The sequence below is a fragment of the Mesorhizobium waimense genome (assembly GCF_003601975.1).
Classification (GTDB): domain Bacteria; phylum Pseudomonadota; class Alphaproteobacteria; order Rhizobiales; family Rhizobiaceae; genus Mesorhizobium; species Mesorhizobium waimense.
The window spans coordinates 17,151-36,997 of sequence record NZ_QZWZ01000006.1 but is presented as its reverse complement, the minus strand read 5'-3'; the positions used below and the strand labels follow the sequence as shown (position 1 = coordinate 36,997).

Below are 19,847 nucleotides of genomic sequence, written 5' to 3'. Positions count from 1 at the left end.
TCAGCGCTCCTTCACCTTGTTGAGGTATTTGACGTAGATATTGGTGATCGCCAGCACCATGATCAGCACAATGTAGGCCATCGCGCAGGAGCGCCCCGTCTGCCATTCCTGGAACGCCATCTTGTAGAGCCGGATCGAGATCAGTTCGGCCGTCGGCTGGCTGGTCAGGATGTAGGCAAGGTCGAAGGTCTTGAACGCTTCCATGGTGCGGAAGATGACCGCGATCATCAGGATCGGCGCGACCAGCGGCAGCGTGATGCGGAAGAAGGTGTAGAACGGCCCGGCACGATCGATGGCGGCGGCTTCGTAGAGATGCTTCGGCACCGCCGAGAGACCGGCCAGTGACAAGAGCATGACGAAGGGCGACCACATCCAGATGTCGGTCAGCGCCACCGCATAAAGCGCCATGTTCGGATCCGACAGCCATTCGAAGGTGCCGAGGCCGAGCGCGTAGTTGATGATGCCGAAGGAGGGGTCGTAGAGCAGCTTCCAGAACAGGCCGACCACCGCCATCGACAGCATCATCGGCAGCAGGAGCAGCGTCGTCAGCAATCCCTTCAGCGGAATGTCGCGGTTGAGTAGCATGGCGACGCCAAAACCGACGAGCAGCTGTCCGGCGACCGAGATGATGACGTATTTCGCGGTGATGGCGAAGTTCAACCAGACATAGGGATCGTTGAGCAGGTCGCGATAATTTTGCAGCCCGATGAAATTCGCCGGCGCATTGGTCGAGGCGCGGAAATCGGTGAAGGAATAGCCCAGCGAATAGATCAGCGGGAAGATGTTGAAGACGATCAAGAACAGGATCGTCGGGATGATGAAGAGATTGCGGATCGAAATGTCGCTGAGGCCGCGGGCAGCGGCCCGCGAGGACCTGTCCAGCGTCGTGATCATCGTGGTCGCCAAAACCCTGCTCCAGATTCTTAAAAAACAAACGGAGGAGGCGCGAAGGCCTCCTCCGTCAGGCATGACTTTTATTGGCCGCGGCCGTATTTCTTGAAGGTCGCGTTCCAGTCGGCGGCCAGCGCGTCCAGCGTTTCCTTGGCAGTGCCAGGTCCGCCGATCACGTAGGGATAGATGCGCTGGTTGAGCTGCTGCAGCAGTTCGGCGTATTCAGGCACCGCCCAGAAGTCCTTCACCTTGAACATGGTCTCGTAGAAGGCCTTGTTATAGGGCGTGGCGTTCTGGAACTCGGGCGACTTCAGCACCGCGGCGCTGCAGGTATAGCCGCCGAGCGCCGCCCACTTCTTCTGGGTCTCGTCCTTGATGAACCATTCGAGGAACTTCACCGCCTCGTCCTGCTTCTGCGAGTAGGAGACGATGGAGATGCCCTGGCCGCCAAGGGCCGCGAACTGATCGCCGCCAGGTCCGGCAGGGTTAGCGAAGAAGCCGGTGTTCTTGGCGTTCGGGTTCGACGCCTCGTTGATCAGCGAGGGGAAGAACGCGAAGTAGTTCATGCTCATCGCCGCCAGGTTTTCAGTGATCGCCTGATTGTCCTCGACGAAGAACGACTTGGCCCAGCCCGGAGGCGTGAACGTGTAGAGTTCCTTGTAGGCGTCGAGCGCCGCGATCGCCTTGTCGGAGTTGATGAAGCCATCGACCTTGTAAGTCTTATAGTCACCCAGCTCACCGCCAAAGGAGAACAGCGCGTTTTCGAAGCCCATTGCCATCGCGTCATACGAATTGTCGGTGTAGATGGCGATGCCGTAACGTTTCTGATCCGGCCGGTGGAAGAATTCGGCGATGTCTCGCAGCGCCTTGAAATCCTTCGGCACGTCGAGATCGTAGCCATACTTGGCCTTGAAGGCTTCCTTTTCCTTGGGGTCTTCGAACCAGTCCTTGCGATAGGACCAGCCGACGGCGTCGCCTTCTAGCGGAATGGCCCAGTACTTGCTGCTGCCGCCCGGGTATTCGGCATAGTATTTCACCGTCGCCGGTGCCATCACTTCGCCGACCTTGTGCTTGTTGAAGAAGTCGGTCAGGTCGACATAGTGGCCACCGGTCGAGCCGGCACCGAGCCATTGCGAGTCGCCGACGACCATATCATAGGCGTCGCCATGGGCGTTGAACTCGGTGAAGGCCTTGGTCTGGAAGTCGGGCCACGGCGTGGTTTCCACCGTGATCTTGACGCCCGTTTCCTTCTCGTACTCGTTGCCGAGTTCCTGCAGATAGTTGGCCGGATCCCATTCCGCCCAGAAGATGGTGAGTTCCTTGTCCTGCGCATAGACGGACGTTCCGCAGGCGAGCACTAAGCCGATACCAGCAAGCAGGCTGGTCATTGTCTTGCGCATAATGATTTCCTCCCTTGTGCGCATTCTACCTTGTCAAGCGAGCCGGCAGCGAGGCCGGCCCTGGTAGTTCCTCCGTGGTGGCGCATTTCCGGTTCTGGGCCTCCTCGCCCGGCCGGAAAATGGATCGCGGCCCTCACTTTCGATCCGCTTTATCGGTCTTGATCTGGTATTACCAATTTCGAATGCACGTCAAGCTCTTTCTTCTGCGATCAGGAGCGGCCCCACAAGCCATTCGCAGCGGTATCTGCCTGTTTTACTTTAATTTTCCTACTCCTTGATACATAAGGGTCTTGTTTTGGTTGTGTCAGCACAATTACTATGTGTAGCTGGCTTCCAGATCTGGTCGAACCAGATTCGCGTTTATTTGGCGACCGCCGGTCGCGCGGCCCCGTCTCCATTCTCCACTGATTCCGCCACCGCCGCCCGCACCAGGGCGCCGGCCGCCCACTGCGCCACCGACATCATCTTGCGGCTGTCCAGGCCCCAAATGTCTTTCAGCACGATCAGCACCTCGACACCGAATATCAGCGACAGCGCCTGCGCCAGACGCTTGAAATCGCGCGGCGGCAACTGGCCCTTGAGCGGTGCGATGGCGTCCTTCAACAGCTCGACGCGATGGCCGCGGGTGAATTGCGGCTCGCTGCCCAGCGTGCCCGCCTGCCGCTGCGCCCACTGTTCGAGCGACAGTTTTAGTGCCGCCTTGAACGTCGCCTCGAAGGCCTCGATGCGCGGCATCGCTGCACCGAACAATTCGGCGACCCGGCGCTCCGGATCGGCGGAAGTCGACTGCCAGGTGAGGATCGGGCCGAGCCCTTCGTCGACCACCGCGTGCACCAGGGCCGCCTGGCTCGGAAAATAGCGATAGGCGGTCGCGCGGGACACTTCGGCTGCTTCCGCCACCTCGCTGACCGAGGGCGTGGCGCCTGCCTGCATCAGCCGCGTCGCCGTCTCCAGCATCAGCCGTCTGGTGCGGGCACGCGCCCCGCGCTCGGCCGCCTGGCTTACCCTTCCCTCGGCGTCATCATTCATTGCGGCTTGTTGACGTGAGACATTCATGTCAATACGATACGCGCGTCTCAAAAAAATGCAATGGCCTTGGCACTGCCGAGCGGCCTGCAGAGAGCGGCAGGCGACGACGCTGGGCACGCTGAGGACGGGGAAGCGATGAAGCACATCTATGTGGTGGGCACCGCCGACACCAAGGGCGAGGAACTTGCCTTCCTGGCCGACACGATCGCCGCCACCGGTGCTGCCGTCACCCGTGTCGATGTCGGAACGCGCGCCGCCACCGTGCCGGTCGACATTCCCGGCGAGGACGTCGCCGACCATCATCCCGATGGCCGCAACGCCGTGCTGGGCATCGACGATCGCGGCCGATCGGTGGCGGCGATGGCCGCTGCCTTCGCCGGCTTCGCGCAGTCGCGCACCGACATAGCAGGCATGATCGGTATCGGCGGCGGTGGCGGCACCTCGATCATCACCTCAGGCATGCGCACGCTGCCGCTCGGCCTGCCCAAGATCATGGTCTCGACGCTCGCCTCCGGCGACACCGCGCCCTATGTCGACGTCTCCGACATCGTCATGATGCCGTCCGTCACTGACATGGCCGGCCTTAACCGGCTGTCGCGCGTCGTTCTGCACAATGCCGCCCAGGCCATCGCTTGCATGGCGGCAAAACCGGCGCCGCCGCCAGACGGCAAGCCGTCGCTCGGCCTCACAATGTTCGGCGTCACCACGCCTTGCGTGACGGCAATCGCCGATCAGCTTCGCGTCAGCTATGACTGCATGGTCTTCCACGCCACCGGCACCGGTGGCCGCACCATGGAAAAGCTGGCCGATTCAGGCCTGCTTGCCGGTGTCATCGACATCACCACAACGGAAGTCTGCGACCTGCTGTTCGGCGGTGTGCTGCCCGCGACTGAGGACCGCTTCGGGGCAATTGCCCGAACGAGATTGCCTTATGTCGGCTCGGTCGGCGCGCTCGATATGGTCAACTTCTGGGCCCCGCTGACCATTCCCGAAAAATATCGCGGGCGGCTGTTATACGAGCACAATTCCAATGTGACGCTGATGCGTACGACGGCGGACGAATGCCGCAGGATCGGCGAATGGATCGGCGACAGATTGAGCCGTTGCGACGGTCCCGTGCATTTCCTGATCCCGGAAAAAGGCGTCTCGGCGCTCGATATAGCGGGCGGCGCCTTTTTCGATACGGAGGCGGACGCCGTGCTGTTCGATGCTATCGAGCGCACGATCAAGCCCAACGCCACGCGCCGCGTGACGCGGCTGCCGCTGCACATCAACGATCCGGAATTTGCCAGAGCCGCAACGGCGGCCTTCCTCGATATCGCCAGACAGTGAGATCCAAAAAATGGCCGCCATACCGCGCAAGGACATACTAAAGAAATTCAGAGGCATGATCGACAAGGGCGTGCCCATCGTCGGCGGCGGCGCTGGCACCGGCCTGTCGGCCAAGGCCGAGGAAGCCGGCGGCATTGACCTCATCATCATCTACAATTCCGGCCGCTACCGCATGGCCGGGCGCGGCTCGGCCGCCGGTCTGCTCGCCTATGGCAACGCCAACGAGATCGTCAAGGAGATGGCCTACGAGGTGCTGCCGGTGGTCAAGAAGACACCGGTGCTGGCCGGCGTCAACGGCACCGATCCCTTCGTCATCATGCCGCTGTTCCTAGCCGAGCTGAAGACGATGGGTTTTTCGGGCGTGCAGAACTTTCCCACCATCGGCCTGTTCGACGGCCAGATGCGGCAAAGCTTCGAGGAGACCGGCATGGGCTTCGGGCTCGAAGTCGACATGATTGCCGAGGCGCACAAGCTCGATCTCTTGACCACACCCTATGTCTTCAACCCGGATGAAGCGCGCGCCATGACCAAGGCTGGCGCCGACATCGTCGTCGCCCATATGGGCGTCACCACCGGCGGCTCGATCGGCGCCACCTCGGCCAAGTCGCTCGACGATTGCGTTGTCGAGATCGACGCCATCGCCAACGCCGCGCGCTCGGTGCGCAAGGACGTCATCCTGCTTTGCCATGGCGGCCCGATCTCGATGCCGCGCGACGCCCGCTATATCCTCGACCGCTGCAAGGGCCTGCACGGCTTTTACGGCGCAAGCTCGATGGAGCGGCTGCCGGCGGAAGCGGCGATCGCCAGGCAGACCGCAGATTTCAAGGCCGTCGCGCTTGGCGGCTCGAAAACTATCGCGAAGAAAAAGAAGGGATGAGACGATGGCCGACAGAAGCAAGGTGTTCGTATACCCGAAGGACGTCAGCGCCTTCGGCTTCGACTGGGGCCGGTTGGCATTGACGGTTGCGCCGGAAGTGAACGGTGCCGAGCGCTTTTCTGGCGGCGTCGTCGACCTGCCGTCCGGCAAGGGCCACACCCGCCACAATCATCCGGGTGCGGAAGAAATCATCTTCGTCATCTCTGGAAACGGCGAGCAGATGGTCGAGGACGAACAGGGCAATCCGGTGGTCGCTAAAGTCGGCCCCGGCTGCACCATCTACGTGCCGGAAAGCCGTTTTCATTCGACGCTGAACACCGGCGACGGACCGATGCAGCTTTTTGTCGTCTATTCGCCGACCGGACCGGAACTGGCGCTGCGGGAATTGCCGGATTTCAGGCTGCTGCCGGCTGGCAGGTGACCTTCTCTTAATTGGGCAGCGCTGCCCCTCATCGCCCTGCCGGGCACTTCTCCTTGTATAGGGACGGGAGAAGGACGGCTTCGTCGAAGGTTTCGCCAATCACCAACGTGCAGGATAAGGAGGGGAGAAGCTTCCGGCAGAGAGGCGGCGCCTGTCGTCTGTGATTCAAGCGCCACCCCTGTTCCACCCCCGACCCCGATCACCGAACATGACATAGCCATTGTCAGTCACCGCCAGCGTATCCTCCAGCTTGATGAAACCCCGTGTCGGATGAAGCATGGTCGTCTCGACCGAGAGCACCATGTTCTTCTCCAGCGGCTTGGCGGCATAGGTGCCTTCATAGGTCACCGGATGGTTGGTCATCAGGAACGGCGCCTCATGCGTGATCAGCCCCATGCCATGGGCGAAGAAATCGGTGTAGGGCGCGACCTTGGATTTCTTTAGCACGCCCTCTGCGAAGGAAATCATGTCGCCGCCCAGTATGCCCGCCTTCACCTTCGAGAAGGCCGCCTGCTGCACCCTCTCGACCTCGGCCAGCAAATCTTCCAGCTCGGCGTCCGGTTCGCCCAAAATCCCCATGCGGCAGAGGTCGCCGATATAGCCGTGATAGTTGCCGCCGGAATCGATCGACAGCACCTCACCCTGCTTCCACGCCTGGGGTGAAGCGGCGCGGTTGTGGCTGGAGCCCAGCGTCAATAGGCAATATTCGAAATGCGCACCGCGATTGGTCTCCTCGCGCCGCAGCTGCTCGATGATCTCGGTCTTGGTCGTGCCCTCGCGCGCCCAGCCAATCGTTGCCAGCATGGAATCGGTGATCAACTCGGACGCAATGCGCAGCTTCTCCAGCTCCGCCTCCGTCTTGATGGCGCGCATCCGCTCGAGCATGTCGGTGGCGTCGATGAGCTTCGCGTCCGGCAGGGTCTTGCGGATCAGGGTATAGGCGTCCGACGGCAGGAAAGCCGGCTCGATGCCGATGCGGGCGTCTGCCTTGCCGATCTTGCGCACATGCTCGACGGCGAGGTTGGCGGCGTCGAGCGTGCCCCAGCAGGCGGCATGCAGTGTCGGCGTCCAGAACGGATTGTTCTGGTGCTCGGCGCCTTCCATGCGGTTGCCGATATAGGCGGCATGGTCCGGCCCGCCCTTCTCGTAGACAACGACAGGCAGGTAGCGGCTATGGCCGATCGCATCCATGGCGGCGAAGAAGATGAACTTGTAGCCGCCAAGCAGGTACTGCGTGTCGTGCTTGGAGGTGGCGAGCAGCACGTCGATGCCGGCCTCCTCCATCAACCCATCGAGCCTCGCCTGGTCGAACGGAATGGTGCCGATCTTGCCCGGGGCGATGTTCATTGCTCTCTCCCTGAATGTGGCGCCCGGTCGGACCGGCTTGCCGGCCGCGCAGGTCGCTGATCGTCTGGCTGTCGATCAAATCTGCACTATTTTCGCCGCACTGGTCCAGCCAGAAATGAGGTTTCTGTTGTCGTCACCGTCACCATTCTGCGTTCTCGTGCCGCAACCGTCATACCTGGTCCTACCAGATTGATCGTTTGAACCGCTTGCTGGCGACTGGTCCAGCGGACAGAAATTTCAAAGCCAAGCCAGCATGCGCCAATTCCATCTCTGGCGAAACCCTCGGCAAGGGCCATAATCGCCGCCGCAAAGATGCTCGCGGGCCCGCTGGCGTCGAGGGGAATTGGCGCACCCGGCCGGGGCGGAGAGGACGGAGGTCGATCATGTCAGGTTTCACCATTTCCAGGCGCACGATGCTTGCCGGTTCGGCGGCGCTTCTCGCCTCCACCGCCATGCCAACGATCGGCTGGGCGCAGACGCCGAAGAAGGGCGGACGGCTGGTCGTCGCCGCCGATTCCGAGCCACGCAACCTCAACCCGGCCATCGTTGCATCCAACGGCGTCTTCTTCATTTCCAGCAAGGTCGTGGAGACGCTGGCCGAGGCCTCCTTCGACGGCAAGGATGGGCTGCAGCCGCGCCTGGCTCTCTCCTGGGAAGGTGCAGCCGACGGTCTCTCGGTGACGTTCAAATTGCGCGACGGCGTCAAATGGCATGATGGCAAGCCCTTCACCTCCGCCGACGTCGCTTTCTCCGCGCTGCAGATATGGAAGCCGCTGCAGAATCTCGGCCGCACCGTGTTCAAGGATCTCGCGGCGGTCGACACGCCGGACGAGCTGACCGCCGTGTTCAAATTCGCCAAGCCGACGCCGTTCCAGCTGATCCGCAACGCCTTGCCGGCGCTGAGCAGCGTGGTGCCGAAGCACGTCTACGAGACCGGCAAGATCGAGGAGAACCCGGCCAACAATGCGCCGGTCGGCACCGGCCCGTTCAAATTCGCCGAATACAAGGCCGGCCAGTACTACCGGCTGCAGAAGAACACCGACTACTGGGGCAAAGACGAACCCTGGCTCGACGAGATCGTCTACCAGGTGCTGCCGGATCGCACCTCGGCCGCCGCCGCCCTGGAAGCCGAGGAGATCCAGCTCGCCGCTTTCTCCGCCGTGCCGCTGGCCGACCTCGACCGCATCTCTAAGGTGCCGGGCCTCAAGGTCATCACCAAGGGCTATGAGGGTCTGACCTACCAGCTCGTGGTCGAGATCAACCATCGCCGCAAAGAACTGGCCGATCTGAAAGTGCGCCAGGCGATCGCGCACGCCATCGACAAGGATTTCGTCGTCAAGACGGTGTTCCTCGGCTATGCCGCCACCGCCACCGGCCCGGTGCCGAAAAACGACCCGCAGTTCTACACTGCCGACGTGCCGACCTATGCCTTCGACGTCGCCAAGGCCAATGCCTTGCTCGACGAGGCCGGCTACAAGAAGGGCCCCGACGGCAAGCGTTTTTCGCTAAAACTATTGCCAGCGCCCTATTTCAACGAGACCAAGCAGTTCGGCGACTATCTGCGCCAGGCGCTCGCCGCCATCGGCATCGACGCCGAGCTGGTCAACAACGACTCGCCCGCGCACATCAAGGCCGTCTACACCGACCATGCCTTCGACCTCGCCGTCGGCCCGCCGGTATTCCGCGGTGACCCGGCGATCTCCACCACCATCCTGGTGCAGAGCGGCATTCCGGACGGCGTGCCCTTCTCCAACCAGGGCGGCTACAAGAACGAAGATCTCGACGCCCTCATCGCCAAGGCATCCGAGACGCTCGACACCGCTGCCCGCACCGAGCTCTACAAGGAGTTCCAGAAAAAGGTCGCTGCCGACCTGCCGCTGATCAACGTCGCCGAATGGAGTTTTATCAGCGTCGCGCGCGATACGGTCGGGAAGATCGCCAACAACCCGCGCTGGGCGGTGTCGAACTGGGCGGACACCTACTTGGCGGGCTAGCGTTTCTGCGGGCTTGCGCATCGCAAATCCGGGTGCTCAGCTTCTGCGATGAAAGTTCCTTCGCGCCCCCCTCTGTCCTGCCGGACATCTCCCCCACGAGGAGGGAGATCGGCCGTCATCCGGCCTTTCGCCAATCTCCAACGTTGCAGGACTGGGCGAGGCACCGAAGCTGCCAATCTCCCAGTCCGGCAGGACAGACGGAGGCGCGACAGAACGCGACACCCAAGGGTTGGCCTCACGGCCAAAGTCGCTTGCCCATGACCCGCGCGCTCACCCTCCTGCGCCGCCGTCTTCTCGGCAGCACTTTCGTGCTGCTGATCGTCGTCATCGGCACCTTCCTGCTACTCGAAGCCGCCCCCGGCGATGCGGTCGACGCCTATATCGTCTCGACCGGCGGCGATACCGGCATGATCGAACTGCTGCGCCATCGCTGGGGCCTCGACCAATCGGAGCTGACCCGGCTTGCCAACTATCTCTGGGCGCTGCTCCATCTCGACCTTGGCCAGTCCGTCACCTTCTCGCGACCGATCCGCGACGTCATCCTCGAACGTCTGCCCACGACGCTGCTTTTGATGGGCAGCGCCACCGCGCTCTCCTTCGGCCTCGGATCGTCGCTTGGCATCTATGCTGGCGCAAGACCCGGCAGCTTTCGCGATCGCTTCCTGTCGATCGGCTCTCTGGCGCTCTACGCCGTCCCCGGCTTCTGGCTCGGCCTGGTGCTGATCGTGATCTTCGCCGTCGACCTGCGCTGGCTGCCGATCGGCGGCATCGAGACCATCGCCTCCAGCAAGACCGGCCTTGCCCGCGCCGCCGACATTGCCATCCATCTCGTCCTGCCAGTGTCCGCACTAGGCTTCATCTATCTCGCGCTCTATCTGCGCATGATGCGCGCCGGCATGGCCGAGGCCTGGCGGCAGGATTTTGTCCTTGCCGCCCGCTCCAGGGGTCTGTCGCGCCGCCGCATCGTGCTCGCCCATGTCGCTCGCAACGCGCTGCTGCCTCTGGTCACCATGCTCGGCCTGCAATCGGCACAGATGCTGGGCGGCAGCGTCGTCATCGAAAGCGTCTTTGCCGTGCCGGGTCTCGGCCGGCTGGCGCAGGAAGCGGTGGCCGCGCGGGACACCCCATTGCTCCTCGGGATTATTCTCACCAGCGCAGTTCTCGTCATCGTCGTCAACCTTCTCGTCGACGTCGCCTACGCCTTCCTCGATCCGCGCGTCGGCGCTAGTGAGGCTGGCGCGTGAGCGTGCTCCGGCGTTTCCTGCGCACACCGGAGGCGATTGCCGGCGCGATCATCCTGGCGGCGTTGTTTGCCATGGCGCTCTCCGCTTCGCTGTTCTTTCCCGGTGATCCGCAGGCCATCGCCGGCCCGGCGCTGCTGCCGCCTTTCCAGGACTGGGGGCTGCCGCTCGGCACCGATCGCCTCGGCCGCGACGTGCTGGCCGAACTGTTCCACGGCTCGCGTACCTCGCTGGCGGTCGGGCTGGCGGCGGCCGCTGCGGCCCTTGTCATAGGCGCGATCGTCGGCACGCTGGCCGGCTTCGCCGGCGGCCTGGTCGACGAAGTGCTGATGCGCATCACCGACGCTTTTCAGACCGTCCCGAGCTTCCTGCTGGCGCTGGCCTTCGTCAGTGTCGTCGGGCCGTCGCTCGGCGTCGTCGTCGTGGCCATCGCGCTCGGCGCCTGGACCGGGCCGGCGCGGGTGGCGCGCGCCGAAGTTCTTTCCATTCGTGAGCGCGACTATGTCGCCGGCGCCCGCGTCATCGGCATGCATCCCCTCGAAATCGCCTTCCGCGAAGTGCTGCCCAACGCTCTGCCGCCGGTGCTGGCGTTGTCGTCGGTGATCGTCGCTGCCGCCATCCTCACCGAAGCCGCCCTTTCGTTTCTCGGCCTCGGCGACCCCAACCGCGTCACCTGGGGCGGCATGATCGCTGAAGGCCGCACAGTGCTGCGCACCGCGCCCTTCCTGTCGGTCATCCCAGGCGTGGCGCTCGTGCTGACGGTGCTCGGCGTCTATCTCGCCGGCGAAGGCGTCGTCGAGACGACGGCGGTGAGACGGAGCCTGTCATGACGGCGCTGCTCTCGATCCGTGATCTCTCGGTGGCCTATCGCGGAAATGGCCGCGAGGCGCTGAAGAACATCAATCTCGATGTCGCCGCCGGCGAGCGTATCGCTGTCATCGGAGAGAGCGGCTCCGGCAAGAGCACGCTGGCACTGGTGATTGCAGGATTGTTGCCGCCTTCCGCCAGGATCGAGGGGCATATCGATTGGCAAACGACCGAATTTCGATCGTCTCATTCCTTCGCGCCCCCCTCTGTCCTGCCGGAGATGTCCGGCAGGACAGAGGGCGCGAAGGATCGCCAGCCCAAATTCGTTCCCCTCGGCGGCCGCGACATCGGATTAGTCTTCCAGGACCCCTCGGCCAGTCTCGATCCGGTGATGACCGTCGGCAAGCAGATCGCCGAAGTCGCCCACACCCATCTCGGCCTCGACTGGCCGCAGGCTTTTGCACGAGCCAAAACCCTGCTCGAACGCGTCCGCCTGCCCGACCCCGACGCCGCCATGCACGCCTATCCGCACCAGCTCTCCGGTGGTCAGAAGCAGCGTGTGGCGATCGCCGCGGCAATAGCCGCCAGTCCGAAACTGCTGATCGCCGACGAGGCGACCAGCGCGCTGGACACCATCGTGCAGGCCGAGATCGTATCGCTCATCCGGCAGCTGGTGGCCGAGGACGGCATGACGCTATTGTTCATCAGTCACGACATTGCGCTGGCCGCCGAACTTGCCGACCGCATCGCCGTCTTCCGGCACGGCGAGCTGGTCGAACTTGGAACCACGGCGCAGATCGCCAGCGCCCCGCACCACGTCTACACGCGCGCGCTGCTCGACGCCCACATCGGCCTCGATACCGAGCCGATGTTGCGGCGCGCCGGAGCATCGGTATGAGCAGTCCGCTGCTCGCCGTCTCCGGCCTTGCCAAAGGCTATCACCGTGGCGGCAAGGCCATCGCCGCTGTCGACAACGTTTCCTTCGCGATAGGACCCGGCGAGACGCTGGCGCTGGCCGGGCCGTCCGGCAGCGGCAAGTCGACAATTGCGCGCCTTGTGCTCAGGCTGGTCGAGCCGGATGCCGGGCGCATTGCGTTCGAAGGTGATGACTTCCTCGCCCTGAATGGTGCCGCCTTGCGAGCCCGGCGTGCCCGCCTGCAGATGGTGTTCCAGGATCCGCTCGCCGCCTTCAACCCGCGCGCCACAGTGGCGCGCGTGCTCAACGACCCGTTGCGCATCCATGGCATCGCCTCGCGCGCCGAACGCCCGCGCCGTATCGTCGCCCTGCTCGAACGCGTCGGCCTAAGCCCCAATCTCGCATCCCGCGCCATCCACGAAATCTCCGGTGGCCAGCGCCAGCGCGTCGCCATTGCCCGCGCCATCGCCACGAAACCCTCGCTGATCGTGCTCGACGAGGCGGTGTCGGCGCTCGACGTTTCCGTGCGCGGCGACATCCTCAAATTGCTGCTCGACCTGCAGACCAAGGAACGGATTGCCTATCTGTTCATTTCGCACGATCTCGGCGTCGTCAGAGCCATCGCCCATCGTGTCGTCATCCTCGACGCCGGGCGGATCACCGAGAGCGGCGATGCCCGCGCCGTCATCAATGCTCCGCAATCGGCGATCGGCCGGGAGCTGGTGGCGGCGACGCCGAAACTACACAGGACCACAGCACCATGACCGACCCCGCAGCCAGAGCCGAAAACCTGTCGCGCGAACTCGATTCCGCCTTTCGCAACCGGGCCGATCTCTATCGCCTGTTCCTCGATGAATTGACCGAAGAGCTGGGCGCCGAAAGAGCCGAGGCGATCATGGTCCGCACCATCGAGCTGCGCGGCCGGGAAGTCGCCGCTTCAGCCTTCGCCGATTTCGGCCCCAATGACGCGCCGGCCATCGGCGAAGCATTTCTCGCCGTCAGCCCCGATGGCGGCCGCATGTATCCGACCGATGTCGAGCGCAGTGAACATCGCATTGCCTTCAAGGTGAGACGCTGCCCGCTGAAGGACGCCTGGATCGAGGCAGGTGTAGACGAGGAAAAACTCGCCACGCTCTGCCGCATCGCCGGCGCCTTCGACCGCGGCCTGTTCGAGGCGACCGGCGTGCGTTTCGACAACGTCACCTGGACGCCGGGTCATGGCTCCGGATGCTGCCACATCGCCCTGACCAACCAGGATGCTGCTTAAGCCGTGTGATTGGTGGCCAGAGCAGCGTCTGCCGCGCCGGCCACCACGAAGGCTCAGTGCTTGATGCGGTCCCGCATCGCGTACCAGAGCATGCCAAGGACATAGAGCGGACCGCGCAGTGCCGTTCCACCCGGGAACGGCAGCGGGGTGAGCATCGAGAACAGGTCGAGCCGCGAGGAATCGCCGGTGATCGCCTCGGCCAGCAGCTTGCCCGACAGCGTCGACAGGATGACGCCCTTGCCGGAATAGCCATGCGCGAAATAGACCTCGCCATAATGTCCGACATGCGGCAGCCGCGAGGTCGTCACCGACACAAGCCCGCCCCAGGCATGATCGATGCGGCAGCCGCTGAGTTGCGGAAAGGTCTTTTCCATATGCAGCCGCACGAAGCCGGCAATGTCGGCCGGCGGCGACGGCGTGTAGCGTTCGCCACCGCCGAACAGCAGGCGTCCATCCGCCGACATCCGATAGTAATTGACGACGAAGCGCGTATCGGACACCGCGACATTGGCCGGGATGACATTGCGTTTGCCCTCGAGCGGCTCGGTGGCGACGATGTAGTTGCCGACCGGCATGATGCGGCTGTTAACGCGCGGCTCGAGCCCATGCAGCAGCGCATCTCCGGCCAGCACGACATGTTTTGCCCGGACCGAACCCTTTGATGTCGAGACCCGGATGGACGGCTCCCGGTCCAGCCGCACGGCAACCGAATTCTCATGGATCGTGACGCCGGCCGCAGCCGCGGCGCGGGCGAGCCCGAGCGTATAATTCAGCGGGTGCATGTGGCCACCAAGCGGCTCGTACATCGCGCCATGATAGGGCGTGTCGACCTTGGCGCGCGCTTCCGCCGCCGACAAAATCTCGACGTCACGAAATTTCATCGCCGTGGCCAGGCACTCGGCCTCTTCCTCGAGGTCTTTGAGATCGGAGCCGTTGACCGCGCCAACCAGATGGCCGGTCAGTCTCAGATCACAATCGATGGTGTGACGCTCGATGATATCCAGCACCAGTCCACGTGCTTCGAAAGCGAGATCGAACAGCACCTTTGCCCGTTGGGGCCCGTAGAGCTTGACCAGCCCTTTGGCACCCTTGCGCAGGCCGGGGATCATCTGGCCGCCATTGCGGCCCGATGCCCCCCAGCCAATCTTGCCGCCTTCGAGCAGCAGCACTTTCAGCCCACGCTCTGCCGCGTGAAGAGCGGCGGAAAGGCCTGTGCAGCCGCCGCCGACGACCACCAGGTCGGCGTCGACCTCACCTTGCAGGGCCGGATAATCCGGCGCCGGGTTGGCGGTCGCGACATAATAGGATTTGCCGATATCCAGGCCGGAATTGAATCCCATCATTACACCTTGAGTAGCAGGTGGTCGCGTTCCCAGGACGTAACCACGCTCTGGAACAGGTCGAGCTCGACGCTCTTGACGCGCAGATAGGACTGGAAGAAGTCCTCGCCGAGCAGCCCCCGCACCGGATCGCAAGCGGTGAACCGGTCGAGCGCTTCCTCCATGGTTTTCGGCAGCGTGCTCTTGATCTTGTACGCATTGCCCGATGCCTCGGATGAACGCGCGATCTTCTCCTCGACTCCGAGATAGCCCGCCAGCAGCGAGCCGGCGATGGCGAGGTAGGGGTTGGCATCGGCGCCGGGCAGCCGGTTTTCTATGCGCCGCGCCCCCCGTCCGCCGGCCGGCACGCGCAAACCACAAGAACGATTGTCGTGCGACCACTCGATGTTGGCCGGCGCGCTGTGGTTCGGACGGATGCGTCGGTACGAATTCACGTTCGGCGCAAACAGCGGCATGATCTCGGGGACATATTTCTGCAGCCCTCCGATGAAGTGGCCGAACATTTCGGTATCGGCATCATCGGCGCTGGCAAACAGTGTATTGCCGGCCTCGTCGATGACCGACATGTGCAGATGCATCGAACTACCGGCCTGAGCCGCGATCGGCTTGGCCATGAAGGTGGCATGCATGCCGCACTGCCGCGCGGCTTGCCGCGTCATCCTTTTGAACAGCAGCACCTTGTCGGCGAGCGGCAGGGCATCGCCGTGCAGGAAATTGATCTCGAGCTGCGCGGTGCCGGATTCATGGATCAGCGTATCGAGCGGCAGTCCTGCCGCCGCCGCGTAATCGTAGACGCGCCGGATCACCGGCTCGAACTCCTCCAGTGCGGCCATGTCATAGGGATGCTGCACGGTTTCAGCGCGGCCATTGCCACCGACCGGTGCGGTCAAGGGACGGTCGGGATCGGGATTGGGCGCGGTCAGATAAAATTCGAGCTCCGGCGCCACCACCGCCCGCCAGCCACGCTGGCGATAGAGATCGAGCACCGCCCGCAAGACATGACGCGGCGAGGCCATCCATGGACGGTCATCCATGTGGAAGGCATCGGCAAAGACATACGCTTTGCCCGCGCCAACACCGGGCGCCAGGCACAGCGTGGAAACATCCGGCACCATGCGCATGTCCGGGTCCGAATAAGCAAAACCCTCGTCGATCGAGCCGGAATAGCGGCCATCGATGCTGACCAGGAAGGCGCTGCTCGGCAGATAGAGCGCACGGTCCTCCAGCGCCTTGAGGAATTTTGCCACCGGCAAGGCCTTGCCGCGCAGGACGCCATTCAAGTCGGGCACCAGGCACTCGACTTCGCTGATCGCCTGCGCGGCCAGCCAGCTTTTTGGATCGTTGGTGCCGCTCAAAGGCGACGTGATGGTTGAGTGATTGTCAGGCATTTCGGTTCATGTCCGTATCAGAGAGAGGATCGCTTCGGCAGCCACGTCCGTTCCGGGTTTCAGCGCCATTTGCGCTGCATTTTCCTTCAGGCGGGCGCGCATCGCATCATCGGCCAACAGGCCGAGAATGGCTCTCTCCAATACTCCTTCGGTCCATCCGTCACGGCCGATATGATCGCCGACACCGGTCTCGCCGGCGCGTCGCGCGTTGTCGTGCCCGTCCCAGCAATAGGGCATGATCAGCGACGGCACGCCGAAGCGCAGCGCCTCGCAAAAGCTGTTGTTGCCGCCATGGTGGATGAAAAGGTCTGACTTCGCCACTACCGATGGCTGCGGGAACCAGGCATCGAGATAGACATTGTCGGGCACCGCGCGATAGGCATCGCGCAGGCCGCCGACATTGACGATGAAGCGCGCCGGCAACCTGTCGAACACGGCAAGCATGCGCTGGATCAGCCCGACATCCATGGCGCCGAGGCTGCCGAAGCTGACATAGACCAGCGGTCCGCCGTTGCGCGGGAAGACCGGCACCTCGAACGGCCCTTCCGAGCGCACGCAGCCTTCGAGATAAATGAAGCGCTCGGGGTCGAGCGGCGTGGCACGCTCGCGGCGCACGATGGTCGGCGTCAGTAGCAAATTGAGATCGGGCGACGCCTCCAGGAACAGGCCCTTCGGCAGTGGCGCCAGACCCGCATCAGCGCGCAGCCGGTTGAACCGCTCATGCGCCGGCGCAACGGCAGAGAGGTAGCGCGCCTCGAAGGCCTCGCGGCTTGGATCGTCGGCGGCAAGGCCGGACAGATAGGGCGGCACGTCCGCGTCGGGCAGCTCGGTCTCGGCGCAGGAGACGACGCGCACCCAGGGACAGCCGGCGCCGGCCAGAGCCGGAAACATGATAACGTTGTCGAGCACGACGGCCTCCGGCTTTAGCCGCGCCAGCAATTGGCGCAGCGGCGCTTCGGCATTGACCGCGGTGTCGACGATGGCCTGCCATGTCGGGGCGACATAGGTTTCGAGCTGGTCGATCGGGCTCAGCCGGAAATGCGGCAGATGCCGGCGCACGAAAGCCTGCCAGTAGCTCTGCCGCTCGCTGTCGCTCAGCGGATCGTCGGTCGGCAGCTGGTATTCCTGAAAACCGTAATCGGCAAAGACACCGGAAAACCCGGCATGGCAGATGAACACAGGCCGCGCGCCGCGTGCGCGCAACGCCTGCGCGATACCGACACAATTCAGCGCCGCGCCGAAGCTTGCTTCGGCAAACAGCGCGATGGTCGGGCTGGCTTTGCGCGTCAAAATGATCCTCGTCAATCCGGCCGGCTGATCATGCCGAACAGCGCGGGCGCGCCGCGACTGGCCGCCTGCGGCCGCTGGCTGCGCGACAGCCTCAGATGCACGCGCAACAGGTCGGCGGCAACCTCATACTGCCGGCTTTCCAGATGGTCGAGTAAGGTGAGGTGTTCGCGCAGCGACTGTTTCAGCCGGAAGACGTTGACGCCCGCATAGGTTCCTGGCAGCCGGCGCAGCCTGAGATGATCCGACAGCGCGTCGGCAACGAAGCGGTTGGCGGAACCATCGGCGATCATGTCGTGGAATTCGATGTCCAGCCGCTGGAACTCCCTGGTGTCGAACGCCGCATCCGCTAGCATTGCCAGTGCTTCCATGCCCTGGCGCAGTGCTGCCGCGCGCGCCCCGTCCAGCCGGAAGCCCGGTGTCAGTATCGCGGCGGGCTCCAGCAGCAGGCGAAACTCGTAGCTCTCGCCCTGTGCCTCCGGATCGTCAGGCGCGCGGCGAAACAGCCAGGATTGGCCCGGCGCGCGGTCGACGAGATTCTCCTCGGTCAGTCTCTGAAGCGCTTTTAGTACCGTCTTGCGTTCAGCTTCATAGCGCCGCATCAAGCCGACGACGGTCACCGTCTGGTCCAACCGCCGAGCCGAGCGATCGCGCAGGATCGCCTCGGCCAGTTCGTCCTCAGCCGTAGCAGGCAGATCGGCGGCAACAGCCGCCTGCGCCGTCAGGTCGGCCGCCAGACGATAACCGGTGGCGGCCTCCCAGCGCACCACGCCCTGTTCGGTGAGCAGGCGCAGAGCTGCCCGCACCGGTGTACGCGAAACGTTGCACAACGAAGCAATCTGCTGCTCGGGCAGATGGGCGCCGGGGGCAAAGCCGCGCTGCCGGGCGACATCCAGGATGCGCTGCGCGAGATCGAGGTGGTTGGTGCGAGGTCGCCTGGCTGCCGCTTGCATGACAATTCTCGTGAACGGGCGCGACCGCCATGATGGGCCGATCGCGGACGCAATCGGCCAGATTCCATGGCGGCCTGTCAAATTATGGATTGACGTACTTTTTTCTGCAATAGTACTGTCACTGCAATCGGCAACAAAAAGACCGGGGAACAGGATCGAGGCTGCGGCAGAACCGCGAACGCCGATCCGACAACGAATTCGACGATCAACCGGAATGGGAGTCTGTCATGACCGCCACCGCCTTACGGCACCGTTCGTTCACAATGTCTTCAATCGCGCTTGGCCTCGCGCTGGCGCTCTCGGCGCCGGCTGCGGCCGCCGATCTCGTCATCTCAAACTGGGACGGCTACATGGCGCCTGATGCCATGGCCGCCTTCAAGACCGCGACCGGCGTTTCCGGCGAGGTCGTGGTGCATGCCACCAATGAGGAGATCATGGGCAAGCTCGTCGCCTCCGGCGGCAAGGGCTATGACGTGGTCTTCGTCTCCTCGCCCTTCGCCGAGGTGCTGAACAAGCTCGGCCTGGCCGAGCCGATCGACCATGCCAAGGTCCCCAACCTCGCCAACCTCTATCCGGAAGCGGCCAAGCTGCCGCACGATGTGGGCAACGCCTTTTCCGTGCCCTACACCTGGGGCACCACCGGTCTCTGCTACCGCTCGGATCTGGTGAAGGTTGCGCCGACCAGCTGGAGCGATCTGCTCGCCCCGTCCGATGATCTCAAGGGCAAGACCACCATGCTGGCGACCGACCGCTGGCTGCTGGCCGCCGGCCAGCTCAACAAGGGCTTTTCGGTCAACGAAACCGATCCGGCCAAGCTCGCTGAGGTCAAGGACCTGCTGATCTCGGCCAAGAAGACCTTGCTCGCCTATGACGACACCACCTTCTATTCCAAGCTGGTGTCCGGCGAGGCGCTGCTGGTGCAGGCCTGGGACGGCTGGTGCAACTATGGCATCGCCGAAAACCCCGAGATCAAATACGTCATCCCGAAGGAAGGGTCGGACCTCTGGGTTGACACGATGGTGGTGATGAAGGCCTCTGCCAACAAGGACGCCGCCTTCCAGTTCATCAACTTCATGCTCGACGCCAAGAACCACGCCTGGGCGGCTCAGAACATCGACTACAAGGTGCCGAACAAGCCGGCGATGGAAAGCCTGCCGGCCGACTTCCTGGCGAAATTCCCCAACATGGCGATGCCGGTGGCTGACCTCGTCAAGTTCGAACAGCTGCGCGACGTCGGCGACGCCCAGCGCGACTATTCGAAGATCGTCAGCGAGATCAAGGCCGCGCAGTAAGCGGCATCAAACTGGATCACGACCGACGGCGGGCATCCGCCGTCGGTCGCCGAACGCGGTTCGCA

General features: G+C 63.6%; 18 protein-coding genes. 10 read left to right on the top strand and 8 right to left on the bottom strand.

The window, feature by feature from the left end; all coding sequences use genetic code 11:
* The 3 genes from D3227_RS09545 to D3227_RS09535 form a co-directional block, all read right to left on the bottom strand.
* Positions 1-906 carry a carbohydrate ABC transporter permease gene (locus D3227_RS09545; protein ID WP_120013875.1) on the bottom strand — a complete coding sequence of 302 codons (906 nt, stop codon included), beginning with the start codon at positions 904-906 and terminating at the stop codon, positions 1-3.
* 68 nt (positions 907-974) lie between these two features.
* On the bottom strand, positions 975-2,291 hold the full coding sequence (locus D3227_RS09540) for an ABC transporter substrate-binding protein (RefSeq protein WP_120013874.1): 1,317 nt from the start codon (positions 2,289-2,291) through the stop codon (positions 975-977).
* Between the two features lie 360 nt (positions 2,292-2,651).
* On the bottom strand, positions 2,652-3,347 hold the full coding sequence (locus tag D3227_RS09535; RefSeq protein WP_120013873.1) for a TetR/AcrR family transcriptional regulator: 696 nt from the start codon (positions 3,345-3,347) through the stop codon (positions 2,652-2,654).
* A gap of 108 nt (positions 3,348-3,455) precedes the next feature.
* Between D3227_RS09535 and D3227_RS09530 the strand changes: the two genes are divergently transcribed.
* The 3 genes from D3227_RS09530 to D3227_RS09520 are packed head-to-tail and all read left to right on the top strand — an operon-like array spanning position 3,456 to position 5,950.
* The gene (locus D3227_RS09530) at positions 3,456-4,652 is read left to right on the top strand and encodes a Tm-1-like ATP-binding domain-containing protein (protein WP_120014072.1); all 1,197 of its coding nucleotides are present in this window, start codon (positions 3,456-3,458) and stop codon (positions 4,650-4,652) included.
* Between the two features lie 10 nt (positions 4,653-4,662).
* Positions 4,663-5,529 (top strand): phosphoenolpyruvate hydrolase family protein, encoded by an 867-nt coding sequence (locus D3227_RS09525; protein ID WP_120013872.1) that lies wholly within the window; start codon positions 4,663-4,665, stop codon positions 5,527-5,529.
* A gap of 4 nt (positions 5,530-5,533) precedes the next feature.
* Entirely contained in the window at positions 5,534-5,950 is a 417-nt protein-coding gene (locus tag D3227_RS09520) for a cupin domain-containing protein (protein WP_120013871.1), read from the top strand.
* 165 nt (positions 5,951-6,115) lie between these two features.
* Here D3227_RS09520 and D3227_RS09515 read toward each other — a convergent pair whose 3' ends face one another.
* Complete coding sequence (locus D3227_RS09515) at positions 6,116-7,297, bottom strand: M24 family metallopeptidase (protein ID WP_120013870.1); 1,182 nt, start codon at positions 7,295-7,297, stop codon at positions 6,116-6,118.
* 383 nt (positions 7,298-7,680) lie between these two features.
* Between D3227_RS09515 and D3227_RS09510 the strand changes: the two genes are divergently transcribed.
* The 6 genes from D3227_RS09510 (at position 7,681) to D3227_RS09480 (ending at position 13,522) form a co-directional block, all read left to right on the top strand.
* On the top strand, positions 7,681-9,291 hold the full coding sequence (locus D3227_RS09510; protein WP_120014071.1) for an ABC transporter substrate-binding protein: 1,611 nt from the start codon (positions 7,681-7,683) through the stop codon (positions 9,289-9,291).
* Positions 9,292-9,548: 257 nt separating this feature from the next.
* The gene (locus D3227_RS09500; protein WP_120013869.1) at positions 9,549-10,535 is read left to right on the top strand and encodes an ABC transporter permease; all 987 of its coding nucleotides are present in this window, start codon (positions 9,549-9,551) and stop codon (positions 10,533-10,535) included.
* A complete protein-coding gene (locus D3227_RS09495) occupies positions 10,532-11,362 on the top strand; it encodes an ABC transporter permease (RefSeq protein ID WP_120013868.1) in 831 nt (276 codons plus the stop codon). Before D3227_RS09500 ends, D3227_RS09495 begins: the two co-directional genes overlap by 4 nt.
* Complete coding sequence (locus D3227_RS09490; RefSeq protein WP_120013867.1) at positions 11,359-12,237, top strand: ABC transporter ATP-binding protein; 879 nt, start codon at positions 11,359-11,361, stop codon at positions 12,235-12,237. The genes D3227_RS09495 and D3227_RS09490 overlap by 4 nt, the downstream gene beginning before the upstream one ends.
* Positions 12,234-13,019: an ABC transporter ATP-binding protein gene (locus tag D3227_RS09485; protein ID WP_120013866.1), complete on the top strand. Its 786-nt coding sequence runs from the start codon at positions 12,234-12,236 to the stop codon at positions 13,017-13,019. Before D3227_RS09490 ends, D3227_RS09485 begins: the two co-directional genes overlap by 4 nt.
* On the top strand, positions 13,016-13,522 hold the full coding sequence (locus D3227_RS09480) for an L-2-amino-thiazoline-4-carboxylic acid hydrolase (protein ID WP_120013865.1): 507 nt from the start codon (positions 13,016-13,018) through the stop codon (positions 13,520-13,522). Before D3227_RS09485 ends, D3227_RS09480 begins: the two co-directional genes overlap by 4 nt.
* Positions 13,523-13,575: 53 nt before the next feature.
* On the opposite strand, the gene D3227_RS09475 is transcribed toward D3227_RS09480, so the two are convergent.
* From D3227_RS09475 to D3227_RS09460, 4 genes are read right to left on the bottom strand one after another with little or no spacing between them, the layout of a single operon-like run.
* Positions 13,576-14,865: an NAD(P)/FAD-dependent oxidoreductase gene (locus D3227_RS09475; protein ID WP_120013864.1), complete on the bottom strand. Its 1,290-nt coding sequence runs from the start codon at positions 14,863-14,865 to the stop codon at positions 13,576-13,578.
* A complete protein-coding gene (locus D3227_RS09470) occupies positions 14,865-16,250 on the bottom strand; it encodes a glutamine synthetase family protein (protein ID WP_120013863.1) in 1,386 nt (461 codons plus the stop codon). The genes D3227_RS09475 and D3227_RS09470 overlap by 1 nt, the downstream gene beginning before the upstream one ends.
* Before the next feature lie 6 nt (positions 16,251-16,256).
* Positions 16,257-17,540: a nucleotide disphospho-sugar-binding domain-containing protein gene (locus D3227_RS09465; protein WP_120013862.1), complete on the bottom strand. Its 1,284-nt coding sequence runs from the start codon at positions 17,538-17,540 to the stop codon at positions 16,257-16,259.
* 11 nt (positions 17,541-17,551) lie between these two features.
* A complete protein-coding gene (locus D3227_RS09460; protein WP_120013861.1) occupies positions 17,552-18,490 on the bottom strand; it encodes a GntR family transcriptional regulator in 939 nt (312 codons plus the stop codon).
* A 227-nt stretch (positions 18,491-18,717) separates the two neighbouring features.
* Between D3227_RS09460 and D3227_RS09455 the strand changes: the two genes are divergently transcribed.
* Entirely contained in the window at positions 18,718-19,782 is a 1,065-nt protein-coding gene (locus tag D3227_RS09455) for a polyamine ABC transporter substrate-binding protein (protein ID WP_120013860.1), read from the top strand.
* Positions 19,783-19,847 lie beyond the last annotated feature (65 nt).

Coding starts and splice junctions, on each gene's coding strand:
- D3227_RS09540 (WP_120013874.1), bottom strand. CDS start 2,291: ATGCGCAAGACAATGACCAGCCTGCTTGCTGGTATCGGCTTAGTGCTC.
- D3227_RS09510 (WP_120014071.1), top strand. CDS start 7,681: ATGTCAGGTTTCACCATTTCCAGGCGCACGATGCTTGCCGGTTCGGCG.
- D3227_RS09530 (WP_120014072.1), top strand. CDS start 3,456: ATGAAGCACATCTATGTGGTGGGCACCGCCGACACCAAGGGCGAGGAA.
- D3227_RS09475 (WP_120013864.1), bottom strand. CDS start 14,865: ATGATGGGATTCAATTCCGGCCTGGATATCGGCAAATCCTATTATGTC.
- D3227_RS09460 (WP_120013861.1), bottom strand. CDS start 18,490: ATGCAAGCGGCAGCCAGGCGACCTCGCACCAACCACCTCGATCTCGCG.
- D3227_RS09455 (WP_120013860.1), top strand. CDS start 18,718: ATGACCGCCACCGCCTTACGGCACCGTTCGTTCACAATGTCTTCAATC.
- D3227_RS09525 (WP_120013872.1), top strand. CDS start 4,663: ATGGCCGCCATACCGCGCAAGGACATACTAAAGAAATTCAGAGGCATG.
- D3227_RS09485 (WP_120013866.1), top strand. CDS start 12,234: ATGAGCAGTCCGCTGCTCGCCGTCTCCGGCCTTGCCAAAGGCTATCAC.
- D3227_RS09470 (WP_120013863.1), bottom strand. CDS start 16,250: ATGCCTGACAATCACTCAACCATCACGTCGCCTTTGAGCGGCACCAAC.
- D3227_RS09500 (WP_120013869.1), top strand. CDS start 9,549: ATGACCCGCGCGCTCACCCTCCTGCGCCGCCGTCTTCTCGGCAGCACT.
- D3227_RS09520 (WP_120013871.1), top strand. CDS start 5,534: ATGGCCGACAGAAGCAAGGTGTTCGTATACCCGAAGGACGTCAGCGCC.
- D3227_RS09515 (WP_120013870.1), bottom strand. CDS start 7,297: ATGAACATCGCCCCGGGCAAGATCGGCACCATTCCGTTCGACCAGGCG.
- D3227_RS09480 (WP_120013865.1), top strand. CDS start 13,016: ATGACCGACCCCGCAGCCAGAGCCGAAAACCTGTCGCGCGAACTCGAT.
- D3227_RS09535 (WP_120013873.1), bottom strand. CDS start 3,347: ATGAATGTCTCACGTCAACAAGCCGCAATGAATGATGACGCCGAGGGA.
- D3227_RS09490 (WP_120013867.1), top strand. CDS start 11,359: ATGACGGCGCTGCTCTCGATCCGTGATCTCTCGGTGGCCTATCGCGGA.